The 16,912-nt window shown below is 52.5% G+C and carries 14 protein-coding genes and 1 other RNA gene; 14 read left to right on the top strand and 1 reads right to left on the bottom strand.

Annotation, left to right across the window (positions count from 1 at the left end; genetic code table 11):
* Positions 1 to 160: 160 nt before the first annotated feature.
* A non-coding RNA gene (locus tag SBO83_RS06725) (RtT sRNA) lies at positions 161 to 276 on the bottom strand.
* Between the two features lie 533 nt (positions 277 to 809).
* On the opposite strand from SBO83_RS06725, the gene SBO83_RS06720 reads away from it, so the two are divergent.
* The 14 genes from SBO83_RS06720 (at position 810) to SBO83_RS06655 (ending at position 16,886) form a co-directional block, all read left to right on the top strand.
* Positions 810 to 2,498, top strand: a complete 1,689-nt coding sequence (locus tag SBO83_RS06720) for a methyl-accepting chemotaxis protein (RefSeq protein WP_396130940.1) — start codon at positions 810 to 812, stop codon at positions 2,496 to 2,498.
* Between the two features lie 135 nt (positions 2,499 to 2,633).
* Positions 2,634 to 3,506, top strand: a complete 873-nt coding sequence (gene cheR, locus SBO83_RS06715) for a protein-glutamate O-methyltransferase CheR (protein ID WP_396130905.1) — start codon at positions 2,634 to 2,636, stop codon at positions 3,504 to 3,506.
* Complete coding sequence (locus SBO83_RS06710) at positions 3,506 to 4,555, top strand: protein-glutamate methylesterase/protein-glutamine glutaminase (protein WP_034789950.1); 1,050 nt, start codon at positions 3,506 to 3,508, stop codon at positions 4,553 to 4,555. The genes cheR and SBO83_RS06710 overlap by 1 nt, the downstream gene beginning before the upstream one ends.
* A 51-nt stretch (positions 4,556 to 4,606) precedes the next feature.
* Complete coding sequence (cheY, locus tag SBO83_RS06705; RefSeq protein ID WP_100938303.1) at positions 4,607 to 4,996, top strand: chemotaxis response regulator CheY; 390 nt, start codon at positions 4,607 to 4,609, stop codon at positions 4,994 to 4,996.
* A gap of 38 nt (positions 4,997 to 5,034) precedes the next feature.
* Positions 5,035 to 5,664, top strand: coding sequence for a protein phosphatase CheZ (gene cheZ / locus SBO83_RS06700; RefSeq protein ID WP_396130904.1), 630 nt, complete (start codon positions 5,035 to 5,037; stop codon positions 5,662 to 5,664).
* Between the two features lie 516 nt (positions 5,665 to 6,180).
* Entirely contained in the window at positions 6,181 to 6,378 is a 198-nt protein-coding gene (locus SBO83_RS06695) for a DUF4762 family protein (RefSeq protein ID WP_396130903.1), read from the top strand.
* A gap of 99 nt (positions 6,379 to 6,477) precedes the next feature.
* On the top strand, positions 6,478 to 7,152 hold the full coding sequence (locus SBO83_RS06690; RefSeq protein ID WP_396130902.1) for a DsbA family protein: 675 nt from the start codon (positions 6,478 to 6,480) through the stop codon (positions 7,150 to 7,152).
* Positions 7,152 to 8,099 (top strand): ABC transporter, encoded by a 948-nt coding sequence (locus tag SBO83_RS06685; protein WP_396130901.1) that lies wholly within the window; start codon positions 7,152 to 7,154, stop codon positions 8,097 to 8,099. Before SBO83_RS06690 ends, SBO83_RS06685 begins: the two co-directional genes overlap by 1 nt.
* Before the next feature lie 55 nt (positions 8,100 to 8,154).
* Positions 8,155 to 10,278 (top strand): ATP-binding cassette domain-containing protein, encoded by a 2,124-nt coding sequence (locus SBO83_RS06680; RefSeq protein ID WP_396130900.1) that lies wholly within the window; start codon positions 8,155 to 8,157, stop codon positions 10,276 to 10,278.
* Positions 10,275 to 11,456, top strand: a complete 1,182-nt coding sequence (locus SBO83_RS06675) for an efflux RND transporter periplasmic adaptor subunit (RefSeq protein WP_449536230.1) — start codon at positions 10,275 to 10,277, stop codon at positions 11,454 to 11,456. The genes SBO83_RS06680 and SBO83_RS06675 overlap by 4 nt, the downstream gene beginning before the upstream one ends.
* The gene (locus SBO83_RS06670; protein WP_396130898.1) at positions 11,449 to 13,401 is read left to right on the top strand and encodes a MacB family efflux pump subunit; all 1,953 of its coding nucleotides are present in this window, start codon (positions 11,449 to 11,451) and stop codon (positions 13,399 to 13,401) included. The genes SBO83_RS06675 and SBO83_RS06670 overlap by 8 nt, the downstream gene beginning before the upstream one ends.
* The gene (locus SBO83_RS06665; RefSeq protein WP_396130897.1) at positions 13,398 to 14,768 is read left to right on the top strand and encodes an efflux transporter outer membrane subunit; all 1,371 of its coding nucleotides are present in this window, start codon (positions 13,398 to 13,400) and stop codon (positions 14,766 to 14,768) included. The genes SBO83_RS06670 and SBO83_RS06665 overlap by 4 nt, the downstream gene beginning before the upstream one ends.
* 31 nt (positions 14,769 to 14,799) lie before the next feature.
* On the top strand, positions 14,800 to 16,071 hold the full coding sequence (locus tag SBO83_RS06660) for a beta-ketoacyl synthase N-terminal-like domain-containing protein (RefSeq protein ID WP_396130895.1): 1,272 nt from the start codon (positions 14,800 to 14,802) through the stop codon (positions 16,069 to 16,071).
* Positions 16,071 to 16,886, top strand: a complete 816-nt coding sequence (locus tag SBO83_RS06655) for a hypothetical protein (RefSeq protein WP_396130894.1) — start codon at positions 16,071 to 16,073, stop codon at positions 16,884 to 16,886. The genes SBO83_RS06660 and SBO83_RS06655 overlap by 1 nt, the downstream gene beginning before the upstream one ends.
* The last annotated feature ends 26 nt before the right edge of the window (positions 16,887 to 16,912 follow it).

The raw sequence follows: 16,912 nt of genomic DNA, 5'->3' as shown, positions 1-16,912 counted from the left end.
GGTCGTGGGCGTCGGCCCACACCGACCAAGGGAGGCGTAAACGCGCCTCCCTTGGAACCCTGCGTTTTTTCTGTTGTGAGATCGAGGCTGCGCAGGGTCGGAATGGACGTGTTTCAGGCACCTCAGTGATCGCCACGAAATGCCGGCGCTTAGGCGGTTCTCTCAGTTCGGGATTACTCGGCCTCCGGCCTCGCCCTTCGGGTCGTTGCTACGCAACGCTGTCTCGCTTCGCTCGGCTCGAGCCATAGGTCTCGAACCACTCCCTCGGCGTCACATCTGAACGCGACTTATTGGCTTCTCAACAGTGCCGTTCCAGTGGAGCGTTGGTCTACTCCACTGAAACGGCACGGGGTAAATGCCAGTAGGCCACGTTCAGAAATGACGCCGAGCAAGAGGTGGAAAACCGCGTGTCTTTGTACGCGGGTTGGAATCCCGCAGCGAGGGCACCGCCTAAGCGGCGGCATTTCGTGGCGACCACAGAAGCAACTGAAACATGTCCATCCCAACCTTGCGAAGCCTCGATCTTCCAGTTGCAGAAAAACGCAGGATTCCAAAGGGTTTCGTTTAAAACCCTTTGGGCCAGTGTGGGCGGCGAGCCCACGGTTTTGACCTTAAGGCCGGTGTGGCGGCAGCGCACGACCTTGCCCTTAAGGCCAGTTTGCATGGCAACGCAAGGTTTTGCGGGGGTGGGCGGCGAGCCCACGGTTTAGAAGTTAAGTTTTAAGCGGTTTTACAAAACCGCTCTCAAGTTATACATCGCCCTGCCGATAACCCTCTGTAGATGAATTAATGGAAAAAGGCACAACATGATGTTTAAGCGTATGAAAGTGGTCACGGCCATCGTTGTCTTACTGGTGGTCTTTGGGGCGTTACAGTTGGTTTCTGGTGGGCTGTTCTTCAAATCGCTTAAAACCGATAAAGATAACTTCGCCACTTCGCAGCAAATTCGTGTGCAACAGGCTGAGCTAAATGCCAGTTGGATTTATCTTCTGCAAACCCGTAACACCCTCAACCGCGCGGGCATTCGCTTTATGCTCGATGCCAACCAAATGGGGAGTGGGGCAACAGTTAAAGAGCTTATCGACGTCGCGCAAAAGGATTTGAAAGTTGCCGGCGAGCACTACGCCAAATATCAAAAAATTCCTAGCGATGCGAGCCAAAATCCGGCATTAGCGGCAGATATTAAAAAGAATTATGACGTTCTTAACGGCGCGCTGAGCGAGCTGATTGACCTTATCGGCTTGGGACGCATCAATGACTTCTTCGAACAGCCGACCCAGCAGTATCAGGACGGATTTGAGAAAGCATTCGTCAACTATATCGACCAAAACGACAAACTGTATAACCACGCGGTTAACGTCAGCGAAAACTCCTTTAGCAGCTCACTTTGGGTGCTGGGTGTGATCCTGATGGTGCTGGTGCTGTTTATCGGCCTGGCGTGGTTCGGCGTGCAGCGCGTGTTGGTTCACCCACTGCGTTCACTGGTGGAAAGCATTCAGCACATTGCTCGCGGCGACTTGACGCAGGAAGTGACGGTGGAAAGCCGTAACGAAATTGGTCTGCTGGCTGAAAGCATCAAAGACATGCAAAGCGAGCTGATCCGCACGGTGTCTGGCGTGCGTCAGGGCGCGGACGCTATCTATAGCGGCGCCAGCGAAATCTCTGCGGGTAACAACGATCTCTCTTCACGCACCGAACAGCAGGCGTCTTCTCTGGAAGAAACGGCCGCCAGCATGGAGCAACTGACCGCGACCGTGAAACAAAACGCCGAAAACGCGCGTCAGGCGAGCCAGCTTGCACTGAGTGCCTCCGAAACGGCACAGAAGGGCGGCAAAGTGGTGTCTAACGTGGTGCAAACCATGAGCGATATCGCCGCTAGTTCGAAGAAAATTACCGACATTACCGGCGTTATCGACGGTATTGCTTTCCAGACAAACATTCTGGCACTGAACGCGGCGGTTGAAGCTGCCCGCGCCGGTGAGCAAGGCCGCGGATTTGCCGTGGTTGCTGGGGAAGTGCGCAGTCTGGCGCAGCGCAGCGCTCAGGCGGCGAAAGAGATTAAAGGCCTGATTGATGACTCGGTAAGCCGCATTAATACCGGTTCCGTTCTGGCCGAAAGCGCCGGTGAAACCATGAGTGATATGGTCAGCGCCGTCACCCGCGTGACCGACATTATGGGCGAAATCACCTCTGCTTCTGATGAACAGAGCCGTGGCATCGAGCAAGTGGCGCAGGCCATTACCGAAATGGACCGCGTAACCCAGCAGAACGCCGCGTTGGTTGAAGAATCAGCCTCGGCCTCGGCGGCGTTAGAAGAGCAGGCGAGCCTGTTGACGCAGTCCGTGGCGGTATTCAGCCTTGGCCAGCATCAGGTGAATGTCGCTCGCCCGACCACTACCTCGGCCCGTCAACCTTTGCTAACGCCAAATCTTTCTTCCACACCAGCTGGCAAAGGTGCCGCCAGCAACAACCTGACTGAAAACTGGGAAACCTTCTAAGCAGTCAGTCATTGAGCATTTAACAGTAGCAATAGCATGACAGGGGCGGTTTCCGCCTCTGATGCGTCAGTAATGAGAGTAGGGAAAGCCATTTGGGCAACAGCAACAGAATCTGTCGTTTAAGGAGTCCGCATTATGAGTGCTCCTAATTCAAACCATGTTCCGGATAACGCGTCAATTATGGCGCAAATGATCCAACGGCTACCGCTGTCGGACATCCATTTTCGCCGTATCAGTGAGCTTATCTATCAGCGCGCCGGTATCGTTCTGGCGGATCACAAAAGAGAGATGGTTTACAACCGACTGGTTCGTCGATTGCGAATTCTAGGAATTAATGATTTTGGCCAGTATCTGGCGATGCTGGAAAGTGATGCGAATAGCGCCGAATGGCAGGCATTTATTAATGCTTTAACCACCAACCTGACGGCTTTTTTTCGCGAAGCTCATCATTTTCCTATTCTCGCTGAACATGCTCGCTCGCGGCCGAACAATTATAGCGTCTGGAGTACCGCCGCCTCAACGGGGGAAGAGCCTTACTCCATCGCCATGACCCTGAGTGAAGCACTGGGGCCAAGAATGGCCAGTTGCAGCATTTATGCCAGCGATATTGATACGCAGGTATTAGAGAAGGCCGTCGCTGGCGTCTACCGTCAGGAAGAGTTGCGCACGCTCAGTGCCCAGCAGATGCAAAAGTTCTTCCTGAAAGGCACAGGCCCGCACAGTGGGTTGGTGCGCGTTCGCCCGGAGCTGGCGCAAATGGTGGCTTTTCAGCAGATCAACTTGCTGGCTGGCCATTGGCAGCTTACTGGGCCATTTGATGCGATTTTTTGTCGGAACGTGATGATTTACTTCGACAAACAGACGCAGGAAAAAATCTTACGCCGATTTGTTCCGTTACTAAAACCGGGCGGCCTGATGTTTGCCGGACATTCCGAAAACTTCAGCCAGATTAGCCGGGAATTTTATTTGCGTGGCCAAACTGTTTACGGTCTCGCCAAGGAGAGGTAATGAATAAAATCAGAGTGTTGAGTGTCGATGACTCGGCGTTGATGCGGCAGTTGATGACCGAAATTATCAACAGTCATCCGGATATGGAAATGGTGGCAACCGCGCCTGATCCGCTGGTTGCGCGCGACCTGATAAAAAAATTCAATCCGCAGGTTTTGACGCTTGACGTCGAAATGCCGCGCATGGACGGACTGGATTTTCTCGAAAAATTGATGCGCCTGCGCCCGATGCCGGTGGTGATGGTTTCTTCTTTAACCGGGCAAGGGTCGGAAATTACCTTACGGGCGCTGGAGCTGGGGGCCATTGATTTTGTCACCAAGCCGCAGTTGGGGATCCGCGAAGGCATGCTGGCCTATAGCGAACTGATTGCCGACAAGATCCGCACGGCGTCAAAGGCGCGGCTGAATAAGAACGTCAATGCTGATATGCCGCGCATGCTGAGCCATACGCCGCTGCTCAGTAGTGAGAAGTTAATTGCCATTGGCTCGTCTACCGGCGGGACCGAGGCGATTCGCCACGTATTGCAGCCACTGCCGCCGACATGCCCGGCACTGATGATCACTCAGCATATGCCGCCTGGGTTTACCCGCTCTTTTGCTGACCGGCTGAACAAGCTGTGCCAAATCACGGTGAAAGAGGCGGAAGACGGCGAGCGTGTGCTGCCGGGACATGCTTACATCGCGCCGGGGGACAGGCATATGGAGCTGACCCGCAGCGGGGCAAACTATCAGGTCAAGTTGAACGACGGCCCGGCGGTGAATCGCCATCGCCCGTCGGTTGACGTGTTATTCCGTTCGGTGGCGCAATTCGCCGGACGCAATGCTGTTGGGGTGATCCTCACAGGAATGGGCAATGACGGCGCTGCCGGCATGCTGGAGATGCACCGCGCCGGGGCCTATACCCTGGCACAAAACGAAGCCAGTTGTGTGGTGTTCGGGATGCCCCGTGAGGCGATCGCCTCCGGTGGGGTCAATGAGGTGGTGGATCTCAGCCAAATAAGCCAGCGCATGCTGGCACAAATATCAGCCGGACAGGCTTTACGTATTTAATTTTTCATCCCGCTAGGGTGATGAAGCAGCACAATTTAGGAGCACTAAAACATGGCCGATCCAAATCTGCGTTTTCTGGTGGTAGATGACTTTTCAACTATGCGCCGCATCGTGCGCAACCTGCTGAAAGAACTTGGTTTCCAGAATGTGGAAGAAGCCGAGGATGGCGTTGATGCACTGAACAAATTGCGTGCCGGTGGATTCGACTTCGTGGTGTCTGACTGGAACATGCCAAACATGGACGGTCTTGATCTGCTGAAAACTATCCGCGCCGACGCCGCATTGGCAAAAATGCCGGTGCTAATGGTCACCGCAGAAGCCAAGAAAGAGAACATTGTGGCAGCCGCTCAGGCTGGCGCCAGTGGCTATGTCGTTAAGCCATTTACTGCCGCGACTCTGGAAGAGAAGCTCGGCAAAATTTTTGAAAAACTAGGCATGTAGGAGCAGATATGGCTGACTTACTTCCTCCAGGAATGACAATGCCTGCAAACGATGCAGCAACCGCGGGCGATATTATCGCCCGGATTGGGCAACTGACACGCATGTTGCGCGACAGTATGCGCGAATTGGGGCTTGATCAAGCCATCGCCCAGGCAGCGGAAGCCATTCCTGATGCCCGCGATCGTCTGGATTACGTTGTCACCATGACCGCTCAGGCGGCAGAACGTGCTTTAAACTGTGTTGAAGCGGCGCAACCGCGCCAAAACAAACTTGAAGCTGCGGCGAAGAAACTGGATGCGCGCTGGGACGAGTGGTTCGAAAACCCAATCGAGCTGTCCGATGCTCGTGAGCTGGTGACGGACACCCGCAGCTATCTGAAAGAAGTTCCTGAGCACACCAGTTTTACCAATGCGCAGTTGTTGGAAATCATGATGGCGCAGGACTTCCAGGACTTAACCGGGCAAGTTATCAAACGCATGATGACCGTGGTCCAAGAGATTGAGAATCAGCTGCTGTCCGTACTGATGGATAACATTCCTGAGCAGAACATTAAAGCCAAGCGTGAAAACGACAGTCTGTTGAATGGCCCGCAACTCAATGCAGAAGGCGTCGGCGTGGTGGCTTCCCAAGAACAAGTTGATGACTTGTTGGACAGTTTGGGCTTCTAAATCGTCGCCTTCCTCTTTTATCTCTACCTCCCTTATTCCATCCGTTTGTATTCTGAGCAAACGGATGGAGTCAGTAATAGCGATCTTTAGCGCAGCTTAATCATTTTTTCTCAAAAAACAGTTACCTGGCTTATTAGAATAAATCTAAACCAATGATCCTTGTTTCTTAGTTAATTCTAAGCGAGAAACACTCACATCTACTGATTAATTTCTATGAATTTCAATCTCATGAGTTTCTTAAGCGCGATGCTTGGAATATATAACCAAGAAATATCCTAATTAAAGTAATTTAATGTGAGTGGCTTTATTAGTAAATACGCCTTCCAAAGTATTGCTCCATTAAAATGCTGTCGTTATACTGCGCCGCATCAAGAGGTTATTAGCGTTATCAATAACTCTTCTTGTTATCTTTGAACATATTTCCTCATTTTAATTAACAGAGGAAAAAAAGGATATTGGTTATTGTTAACCAATAAATGTAGCAGTAATAATTGACTATATATAAGGAAATTACCCATGAAAAAGATGACTATGTCACAAGCAGCTACCATCGTTGGCGGTACTTTTAAAAGCTATTGCAGCAATACCTATGAGCAGAGTATGGGCCCTAACGGTAAAGCAGCATGCTATTCCGTAAAAACCTGTACTGATAAGCACGGTGTTATCAACAAGAAAATGACCGTTAGCTCGGGTTCAAACTGTTTAGCAAACTGATGAGTCGTTAAGTTGATTTAGTCAGTTGGGTACATTGTTAGTTATAACTTTGTACCCATTTTTTTAATTAACTCCCTATACTCAAGGATTGAGTGGATCATGCGTAAAAAAATAATCTCCGTTACTTTATATTCGATTTTCATTGCGGTCATTTCTGCCTTGATCACTACGGCCTATTTTCACCAGTTTGTTTTAAATAAAAACGAACAATCCTCTCAAGATTTATTAACATCGCTCAGTACAGATAACGTCACCAACAGCATCATTGAGGATGGGCAGGATATTATTGAAATCCTCTCTTATGGTTGCCATTACTGTGCATCGAATGAAGAAAATATCCAACAGCTTGAAAAACGACTGCCTGCGGGGAAAAAGCTGGTGCGTTTGCATGTAAGCTATGACGACCAGTCCGGATTGGGGCGCTATGCCGCAGTATTTGCCACCCTTGATGCCATGGGCGTAGAAGCCAAATATCGTGATAGCGCTTATCAGGCAGTCAATAAAGATAATATTGATTTAGGTGATGTCGCACAGCTAACAGCCTGGCTTAAAAGCAACAAAATCAGTCTGGCGGAATACAATAAAGCGCGCCAATCACCTGTTGTGAAAGAGAAGCTGGCGTATATGACCCAGGTGACCCGCGATTATAATATCACCGTCACACCGACTTTTATCGTTGCTAAGAAGTGGGTAGCGATTCAGGATCGTTCATTCCCTGAATTTGCTGACCAGTTATTATCCTTACTGAATACAGACCGTCCGCTGGAGCAGTAATGAAACTCCTGCTGTTACGGTGCCTATTAGCCTGGATGAATCTTGCCACTTATTTTCGGCGAGTGGGTGATCTCTTTCCGCGCATTGGGACGCGAATTAGCTATTTTTTATTGCGGCATATTCGCTATCGCTGGCTTTTCATTTTACCGCACATGAGTCGAACGTTAGGCATGACCGGACGTGGGCTCAGGCTGCGGGCCGAGGTTGCGCGGGCGAATAAAGCGTCTTTGCTGCAAGACAGTAAACCCCTCGATTATATCTGGTTAACCCAGCGCCGCGAGTGGCTGGTGAAAGCCGCGACCTATGGGCGTAATGCTCAGGTTCTTCAAGAGATTGCTGCCTGCACCGGGCAACTTAACGCAGTGGTTGAACCCTTACATCGACAGGGACAGCCAGTGATGCTGGCTCCGCTCCATATGGTGTCGGACATTCTGGCGACCATGGTGGCAGCCGGGGTTTATCCTGGTAAAGCCACAGTGATTGCCTCCTTTGGCGAGCAGGTTCATTCACCTGAAGAGCTGACACTAGGCGGGTTGAACCTTGATTACTGTTCGATTCATGACCAGAGCAATGTTATCGCCGGAAACTTACTCTCTTCTGTGATGGGAGCGGCGCAGGGTGATCGTAATATTATATTGTTCCCCGATATTACCCCTGAATTCACGCTTGGCGCTTACCAAGGGCAAACCTCTAAATTGGCGTGCCAATTATTTCAACGCCCGGCCAAATTACATAATGGCATTGTGAGGTTGTCACGTGCGATATCCGCCCAGGTGGTGTTTTATCATCTCTATTATGAAGGGGGCGTGAAGATAAAGATTTATCCGCCGATGCAAGCCAGGCAATTAAAACAGCAGATGCCAGAAATTATTGAACAGTCGATTAGAGAGCATGCCGATGATTGGATGTTATGGCATGCACATTCACTCTACTTTATTAATGAGTAACACCCGAGATCCCATTACTGCGCATTAATTTAACAGGACGTTAAAACAGTCAATTATGGATAATATTATTCCGAAATTAATTTTTCAGGGCGAAACCAACGAGTGCGGCTTAGCCTGCATCAGTATGCTTGCTGAAACGCAGGGGATCAGCATCTCTCTGGAAGAGCTTCGCGAGCGTTTTCCCGCTTCGGCTCACGGCACTGCCTTGTCGACGCTATGTGAAATTTTATCCGAATTGGCTATTCCGGCCTATCCGGTGGTGTTCGAGCGGCAAGAGCTCGCTGAGATCCCACTCCCCGCCATTCTCCATTATGGGGCTAGCCACTATGTGCTGCTGGCCTATCGGCAGGGCAACTATGTTTGTGTGATGAATCCCGGCATAGGTGAACAGTTGCTGCCTGTGGAGGCTCTTAAGGCAGAAATCAGTGGCTACGCGTTGGTGATTGACTCAGAGACGCCGCCTGACCCACAGGCCGTTGCCGCCGTGCAGCGCAATCGCCGTTTTCGCCTGCTGGAGTGCATGAGCCTCAAACAGACGGCGGCCATTCGCGGTATCTACGGCCTGATGGTGCTGGCATTTCTGGTGTCGCTAACGCTCTTCATCATGCCAATCATGGTGAGTAGCGCCATCAATACGGTGTTTTCATCAGCGGGTAACGCTGATTTTCCCTATTTCTATTTCCTGCTCGCCTTTATTGTCTCGACCCTGCTGGCCTATGTGGTTAGAAGTGTCACAGAGCGATTTATTAAGCGTTTTGTAGTCTTGCAAAGCGTGGCGGGCTTTTCACGGTTACTCAGCAACACTTTAAGCTTTTTTGATAAGCGCAGCCCGGGCGAAATCTACAGTCGCTTCTCCAGTTGGCAGTTGGCCGCGGCGCAGAAAATCGAGCTTGATAACGGCCTGCGAACTGACTGGATCGTTGGTGCCATTGCCTTCGGCGTGATGTGTTATATGAGTCCACTGCTGGCGATGGTGTCGGCGGTGGGGGTGACATTGATGGGTCTGGTGAGCGTCTGGGCGATTTATCGCGACCGGTTTTACACGCAGCAATTGCAGGTCAAAAGCGCCGAACAGAGTGATTTCTTACTGGAAACCATTCAGGGTTTTTCCACTATAAAGTCGGCGGGTATCAGTCCTCAGCGCCAGCAAGTTTTCGCCACCTACGCATCATCGCTATTCATCTGCCAGCAAAAACAAAAGATGTACGAGCAGGTGAAAAGCAGTCTGTATCAGTTTATCAGTAGTCTAGAAATGGTGCTGTTTATGCTGCTGGCGCTTCCTTTGCTGAAAAACAGTGTTATCTCGCTGGGAGAGTTTTTTGCCTATAGCTTTGTGCGCCAAATTTTTACTAATTACATCACGCAAATCTTCTTTTCAGTGCTGCAAAAAAACCAGCTCCATGTCATCGATACCCGCGCGAATGATTTGTTCCCCCATGGCGCAAGCAAGGTGGAGCCTGAGAGCCAGCGTGCTGCCCCGGCGGTTCACTTCCACCAGTGCCTGAGCTATCGGCAGATCAATTTTGCTTATGATGCCGCCAAGCCTCTGTTGCAGCAGCTGTCATTTAGCGTCCAGCGTGGTGAAAAAATTGCCATTGTCGGCGAGTCAGGGGCTGGAAAAAGCACCTTGCTGAAAATTATTACCGGGCTGGTTAGCCCTCAGTCGGGGGAAATATTGGCTGATGGTGATGCATTAGACAGTCAGCAATTGCAGAAACTGTTTTTCTTGCAGAGCCAGGAGGACATCCTGTTTAGCGCCTCGGTGCTGGAAAATATCACGCTGTTTGATAACCACGTTGATGGTGAAAAACAGAGCCGCATTGATAAATCGCTGATGGGATTGAAGTTGCACCAGGTAATTGAGCAGCTTCCAGGCAAACAGCATGCGCTGATCCGCGAAAGTCATGCCGCGCTCTCTTTGGGACAGCGCCAGCGCCTGTTGCTAGCCAGGGCCATGTACAGCAATTGCCCAGTCTTAGTGCTGGATGAGCCCACGGCCAATCTCGATGATGAGACGGCTTACCGGGTCATGGCCTATTTAATCGAGCACTGCCGCGAATTTAACAAATCGCTGATCACCGTCACCCACAGCGAATCGACCTTGGCGCTGTTTGACAAGGTCTACCGCATGTCTTCCGGCCATATTGCTCAACTGAGTCAAGAGGCCACGCCAGCATGAGAAGAGCTATCGCTTTAATGAAAAACAAGCCCGGCAAAGCGGCGGCGGTAGTGACTGTCGTCATTGTCATGCTGATTGTCGGCGCGTGGCTGCGTCAGGCAAGCGCCATCGGCGATATCTCGATTGCCACGGTCGCGGTGAGCCGCGGTGATATTGAGAAAACCGTGCTGGCGACCGGTACCCTCAAACCCTCTCTGCAAGTCAACGTGGGGGCGCAGGTCAATGGGCAATTGACCAAGGTTCATGTCCGCCAAGGGGAGAGAGTACAGAAAGGCCAACTGCTGGCTGAAATCGACCCGACGTTGCAGCTTAGCGAATTGCGCAAGTCTCAGGCAGAGCTGGCAAGCGCCGAGGCGCAAAAGAGGGCGGCGGTGGTCACCCTTGAGCAATATCAGTTGGAACTCAATCGCCAGTTGCGCCTCGACAGAGAAGGGGCGGGGACGCGCAGCACCCTCGAACAAGCACAGGCCAAGGTGGCCACTCAAAAGGCGCAAATTGATGTCAATCAGGCTGGGATAGTGCAAGCGCAGATGTCACTAGAAACGGCACAAGCCAATCTGGGCTTTACCCGTATTGGCGCGCCCATCGATGGTGTCGTCTTGGGGATTGTTACCCAAGAGGGGCAGACCATCGTTTCTTCGCAAAGTGCACCAACCATTTTGGTTCTCGCCGACGTCAGCACTATGTCGGTCCACACCCGCATTTCCGAGACGGACATTCTAAAAGTAAAAGTCGGCCAGCCGCTGTGGTTTTACGTGCTCGCCGAACCGCAACGGCGCTATGACAGCCAGATGCAGGCTATTCAGGACGCGCCGACTCAGGCATTGCAAGACAGCAATGGCGAAAGCTCATTCGATGATCAACCCTCCGCAGTCTATTACAACGGAATGTTCAACGTCGCCAACCCACAGGGCGTGCTGCGCACCTCGATGACTGCGCAGGTGTTTATCGTTGTGGAGCAGGCGAAGAACGCACTGCGCCTGCCGGTGACCGCCCTCGGGCCGCAGCAGGGTAAAAATCGCTATCAAGTGCAAGTGCTTAAAGATGGCCGCGCTGAGTCAAGATTGATTAACGTTGGCATCAACGATCGCCAGTTCGTGGAAGTGCTTGAAGGGCTGCAAGAAGGTGAGTCGGTGGTCACGGCGGCTGAAGCTATGACGGAGAGTGAAAATGGCTGATTCGACAGCGTTGATCGAACTCAAGCATATCTCCCGCAGCTTTGTCTCTGGCAGTGAGCAGGTGGAGGTATTGAAGAATATCTCCTTGAATATTCATCGTGGCGAGATGGTCGCCATCATTGGCGCATCCGGTTCGGGAAAGTCGACGCTAATGAACATTATTGGTTGTCTCGACAAGCCGACTCAGGGCGAAATGCGCATCATGAGCGTCCCCACCGGCTCCGCCAGCAGCGCCGAGTTGGCGCAGCTGCGCAGCCAGTTTATCGGTTTTATTTTCCAGCGTTATCACCTGATACCTTACTTAACCGCGCAGGAAAATGTTTCTATTCCGGCGTTATACACCGCCATGCCCGCCGCAGAGCGCGAACTCAGATCACAGCATTTATTAACCCGTCTGGGCCTTGCCGGGCGCATGTTGCATCGCCCGTCACAGCTTTCTGGTGGCCAACAGCAGCGCGTGAGTATTGCCCGCGCATTGATGAATGGCGCGAATATTATTCTGGCCGATGAGCCGACCGGGGCGCTCGATAGCTCCAGCGGGCAGGAGCTTATGGCCATTTTACACGGCCTGCACCATGCAGGGCACACGCTAATTATCGTTACCCATGACCGTAGCATTGCCCGCCAGTGCCAACGGATTATTGAAATTAGCGATGGCGAAATTGTGGCGGACGGCGCGAACCCAGAGTGGCAAAAGGCTCCGATCAACACCGCCTTGCCCGTGGCCGTCGACACAGGCCGATCTCCCGCGTGGCGAGATGTAAAAGAGTCTATCCGCATGGCGTGGCGTTCGCTGCTCGGCCATCGCGGCAGAGCGTTTTTATCAATGCTCGGGATCATCATTGGTATCTCCTCCGTAGTCTCTTCAGTGGCGGTAGGAGAAGGGGCGAGACAGAGCATCCTTAGCGAAATCAGCCAGTTGGGCAGCAGCACTCTGGAAATACTTCCCGGATTGAGCTGGGAACAAATGCGCCCGGAGTTTCAATGGGCGCTGAAAATCAGTGATGTAGAACTGTTGCAGCGCCAGCCCTATGTCGACAGCCTTTCACCCGTGGTCAGCAAGTCAGTAATGGCGGTGCGCGGTGGCAGGCAGGTTTCAACTTCCCTGTCTGGCGTTAGCGAGGGGTATTTTGACGTGCTGGGGGCCGTTTTCAGCGCGGGCAGTCGCTTTACTCGGCAAGACGTGGACGAGCGCGAACCGGTGATTGTCATCGATACCAATATCAAAAACACCCTTTTTCCTCACTCCGAAGAGCCTATTGGGCAAATTATCCAACTGGCCGGTGTGCCTTTTCGAGTGATTGGCGTTGCCAATAAGCCCGGCCCGAAATATGCCGGGGACCTATTGCAAGCCTGGATGCCCTATACCTCGCTGCTACAGCGAATGTCGGGAGATAAGCCGCTGGCGTCAATCACCCTGCGGGTTGCCGAGGGCTATGCCATTGCTAACGTGCAGGACAAAGTTGAGAAACTGCTGGAGCGTGAACACGGTCAACGCGACTTTTTCACCATGACCAATGACCAAATGACCAAAGCGATACAAAGCGCCTCCGACTCGATGACGCTGCTGATCACCGCCATTGCCGGTATTTCCCTGCTTGTGGGCGGAGTGGGGGTCATGAATATCATGCTGGTATCGGTGACCGAGCGGACGCATGAAATCGGCATTCGTTTGTCCGTCGGCGCGCGCCCGGGCGATATCATGCGGCAATTTTTAATCGAAGCCATGGTCATTTGCTCGCTAGGCGGCGCTATCGGCATTGTCGGGTCTGGCATTGCCGGTCTGATTTTCGCCCAGATCACGGATGCCTTCACCCTGGTCTTTACCTGGCCGCCGATTGTCATGGCCTGCGCCTTTTCCGCTTTGATTGGCTTGGGATTTGGTTTTGTCCCGGCTCGCAACGCGGCCCGTCTACACCCAACGGAGGCACTGGCTCGCGAATGAGAAAAATACTTGGTTTGATCATGCTGTTCTGCCTGTCGGGATGTGGACCCGCGCTCAAAAGTGACTATCAACGCCCGACGTTATCCATCCCCGAACAGTGGCGCGCAAGCGAGAATACCGGCTCAACCGGCGCATCCTTCCTTAGCCACAGCGCCCATTGGTGGGACAATTTTCAGGACCCGCAGCTCTCTCGGGCGATTAACGCCATGTTGGAGAGCAATAACGATTTGGCTCTGGCAACTTTGGCGCTTCAGCAAGCCCAACTGACCGCAGGCCTGCGAAAGACCAATATGACGCCAGATTTCACCGCGTCGCTGGGGGCCAGCAATAGCAAAAATATCAGCACCTCGGCCCACGCTGATGAGAATTACAACGGCGCATTAAACGCTTCCTATGAGTTAGATTTGTGGGGGAGGCTGGCACGCAGCCGGGATCAGGCCGAATGGTTGGCTAAGGCATCAGAGCAAGACCGGCAGGCCACGGCGCTGACGCTGATCGGCACGCTGTCGCAGCTATATTGGCAGTTGGGTAGTCTCAACCAGCAAATTATTAACGGCCAGCAAGGCCTTAATATCGCCGAAAGCTCTCAGCGTTTGGCCATGTCACGCTTTAACGCCGGGGAGGTCAGCCGTTTAGACGTGGTGCAGGCGGAACAGGCAGTACTCAACCGCCGCGTGACCCAGCGTGACCTCGAGCGGCAGCGCGAAGAAGCGCGTAACGCGATGGCGATCCTGTTTAACCGTGGTCCTCATCAGAGACAGGCGGAGCCTGCAACGCTAAAGATTCATCAGTCGGTCGCGGTCGTAGAGCATTTGCCGTTGGAGGTCATCGCCAAGCGACCGGACGTGCAGGTCGCGGAGTGGAACCTTCGGGCAGCCCTCGCGGGGTCAGACGTGGCACGCCTCGATTTTTATCCCAAACTGACCTTAAGTGCTGGACTCGGCGCCGGAGCCACGGCCTTTCAGCAGTGGTTCAGTAATCCGGTGCGCACGCTGGGAAGCACGCTTTCCCTGCCGTTCATTGAATGGAATAGGGTGCAGCTGACCATTGAGCAGTCAAAGCTTGAGGTACAACGGGCAGCTATTCAATTTCGCAGCAAGGTGTATAGCGCTCTGAGTGACGTGGATAACGCCATGTCGCAGCGCGTGACCTATCAACAGCAGAAACAGAGCCAATTGATTGATTTGCAACTTAGCCAGCAGCGGCTGCAACTGGCAGACAGCCAGTATCGCGCGGGTGCGGTTTCCTATCAGACATTGCTTGATGCACAGGACAGTTTGCTAAACAGCGAAAATACGCTGGTGCAAACGCAATACAACTATCTCTATGCCACGATGAAACTCTGGCTGGCGTTGGGCGGAGTTTGATTTAACCGCCAGAAATTTAAAGGAATGCAAGATGAATAAGGATATTGCTGGCGCGGGGAATTCTCCACGCCGTGTAGTGATCACAGGTTACGGCGCGGTGACGCCAATGGGAGCAAATGCCACTGAAAGCTGGGACGCTATCATGAATTACCGCCTCGGCTACCGTTACTACGACAGGTCGGCGGCGGGGATTAAATCACGCTTTTTCGGCCTGATTGATAATGAGCCGCCGCTTAAGTCGGTGCCCGCCGCGATCCGTCGCCGGCTGCCGCGTTTTGCACATCTGGCCTTGCTCTCCGCGCAACAGGCCATGCAGATGGCCTTTGGTGAAAAGCGCCCTGAGGAGTTCTACGATTTGCTTGAGTGCGGCGCAATCATAGGCTCAGGCTGGGCTGGGCAGGATGAAACGCAGATGCAACATGAAGATTATCTGCGCAGCAATATGGGTTCACCCTTTGGTTGCTTCTTTTCGATGCCCAGTTCAGCAACGGCGGCGGTCAGTTTGTTGTGGGGCTTGAGGGGATATCAAAACTCGCCGGTGGCGGCTTGTGCCACTGGCACCATCGCCATTGGTGATGCTTTCGAACTGATTCGAGCCGGGCGCGCCAAGATGATGCTGGCCGGGGCGGGTGAGTCGCTGCGTTCTGACTCGTCGACCTGGAATATCGATATTCTCGGGGCGCTATGCCGCGAGCCGCAGGACATCACTAAGGCCTGTTGCCCGTTTAGCTCCGAGCGCAACGGCTTCGTCTTGAGCGAGGGGGCAGCCGTGCTCTGTCTGGAAGATCGCCAAAGCGCTCTGGCGCGCGGAGCAAGGATCCTTGGCGAGATTAAAGGTTATGGCAATTACTCTGATGCCTTTGATTTCACAGCTCCTGCGGAAGACAAAATTGCTCGCGTAGAAACGATTCGCCGCGCATTGGCGCAGGCCGGGATAACTCCCGATGACATTGATTATATCAATGCGCACGGAACCTCAACCCCGCTGAATGACCTAAACGAAACACAGGCCATCAAACAGGCTCTCGGCGAACAGGTCGCCTATAGCACCCCCTGTTCCAGCACTAAATCCTATTCCGGACACCTTATTGCCGCGGCAGGGAGCTTTGAAAGTATCGTCTGTTTGCAGGTGCTTGAGCATCAAATCATGCCCGCGACTCATCATATGCAGACTGCCGATCCCCATTGTGACCTTGATTACATCGTCGAAGGGCACCGTCGTGGCGACGTGAAAAATACGCTGAATCTTAGTTTTGGATTTGGTGGAGCAAACGCCGCCCTGATCATAGGTAAGGGGGAGTAATGTCAATGCAATACCAATTGCAAGATGCCGAGCAGTGGGCGGCATTTTCCGGCGATAACAATCCTATTCACTTTAATTTAGCGGCAGCCCGCCATTTGGGGCTGGATGTGTTATGCATCCATGGCATGCGCGCCATGCTGGATATCAAAGCGAGTCTGGGGATCCAGGCACCCGTTGTCATGCCACAGAATCAAAGCCTGCTGTTTAGCTGTCGTCTGGATAGGCCGGTTTTTTATCAGCAAGCCCACCTGCTGGAGACTGAGGAACTCTCACGCAACGGCCAGATCCAACTGCGTAGCACCCTGCGTAATGCGCTAAGCCAGGAGGGGTGTATCAATGCCAAACTGGTCGCAGCACCTGATCTGACTAAAGGCCCGGAGGCCGAGGATGGCCAGATCTCAACGCTGGAAATGCTCACATCGGCGCGGCAATTGTCTGCAATGACCGGGCAGAGTCTCAACTTATGGAATGTGCTAGACGCTCTGCTGTTTAAGCAGCTTATTCACTCGCCAGAGACCATGTGCCGCGTTCGCGATGTCTTGCCAGAGCTGGATTGCACAGATTTGATGGCGGTATTTAAGCAAATGCAAATAGTGCAAACTCATCATGAAACGCATTTCTCCCCCAGTCTGTTAGTGCCTGATGACATAACCGCTTTTGCCCAACCCCTGAACTTCTCTATCTTGCCTGCGCTAATGGTGGGAAAGAGCCATAGCGGCTTTATTTTGTGCGTGGCCATCCAAGCTTTTGTGAATAAAAAAGCGTTGATAAAAAGCTCCATTACATTGAAAGCGACAATTTTTGGCGCTAAATAACACACCTAAAACATAGCTTTTAAGGG

The organism is Ewingella allii (genome assembly GCF_044430645.1).
GTDB classification, from domain to species: Bacteria; Pseudomonadota; Gammaproteobacteria; order Enterobacterales; family Enterobacteriaceae; genus Ewingella; species Ewingella allii.
The sequence above is the reverse complement of the archived record's forward strand: the minus strand, read 5'-3'. Positions and strand labels throughout refer to the sequence as shown.

What these genes read in the sequence shown, in the direction of transcription:
- SBO83_RS06680 (WP_396130900.1), top strand. Translation starts at nt 8,155, where the DNA reads ATGGATAATATTATTCCGAAATTAATTTTTCAGGGCGAAACCAACGAG.
- cheR (WP_396130905.1), top strand. Translation starts at nt 2,634, where the DNA reads ATGAGTGCTCCTAATTCAAACCATGTTCCGGATAACGCGTCAATTATG.
- SBO83_RS06685 (WP_396130901.1), top strand. Translation starts at nt 7,152, where the DNA reads ATGAAACTCCTGCTGTTACGGTGCCTATTAGCCTGGATGAATCTTGCC.
- SBO83_RS06720 (WP_396130940.1), top strand. Translation starts at nt 810, where the DNA reads ATGTTTAAGCGTATGAAAGTGGTCACGGCCATCGTTGTCTTACTGGTG.
- SBO83_RS06675 (WP_449536230.1), top strand. Translation starts at nt 10,275, where the DNA reads ATGAGAAGAGCTATCGCTTTAATGAAAAACAAGCCCGGCAAAGCGGCG.
- SBO83_RS06660 (WP_396130895.1), top strand. Translation starts at nt 14,800, where the DNA reads ATGAATAAGGATATTGCTGGCGCGGGGAATTCTCCACGCCGTGTAGTG.
- cheZ (WP_396130904.1), top strand. Translation starts at nt 5,035, where the DNA reads ATGCCTGCAAACGATGCAGCAACCGCGGGCGATATTATCGCCCGGATT.
- SBO83_RS06690 (WP_396130902.1), top strand. Translation starts at nt 6,478, where the DNA reads ATGCGTAAAAAAATAATCTCCGTTACTTTATATTCGATTTTCATTGCG.
- cheY (WP_100938303.1), top strand. Translation starts at nt 4,607, where the DNA reads ATGGCCGATCCAAATCTGCGTTTTCTGGTGGTAGATGACTTTTCAACT.
- SBO83_RS06670 (WP_396130898.1), top strand. Translation starts at nt 11,449, where the DNA reads ATGGCTGATTCGACAGCGTTGATCGAACTCAAGCATATCTCCCGCAGC.
- SBO83_RS06710 (WP_034789950.1), top strand. Translation starts at nt 3,506, where the DNA reads ATGAATAAAATCAGAGTGTTGAGTGTCGATGACTCGGCGTTGATGCGG.
- SBO83_RS06655 (WP_396130894.1), top strand. Translation starts at nt 16,071, where the DNA reads ATGTCAATGCAATACCAATTGCAAGATGCCGAGCAGTGGGCGGCATTT.
- SBO83_RS06665 (WP_396130897.1), top strand. Translation starts at nt 13,398, where the DNA reads ATGAGAAAAATACTTGGTTTGATCATGCTGTTCTGCCTGTCGGGATGT.
- SBO83_RS06695 (WP_396130903.1), top strand. Translation starts at nt 6,181, where the DNA reads ATGAAAAAGATGACTATGTCACAAGCAGCTACCATCGTTGGCGGTACT.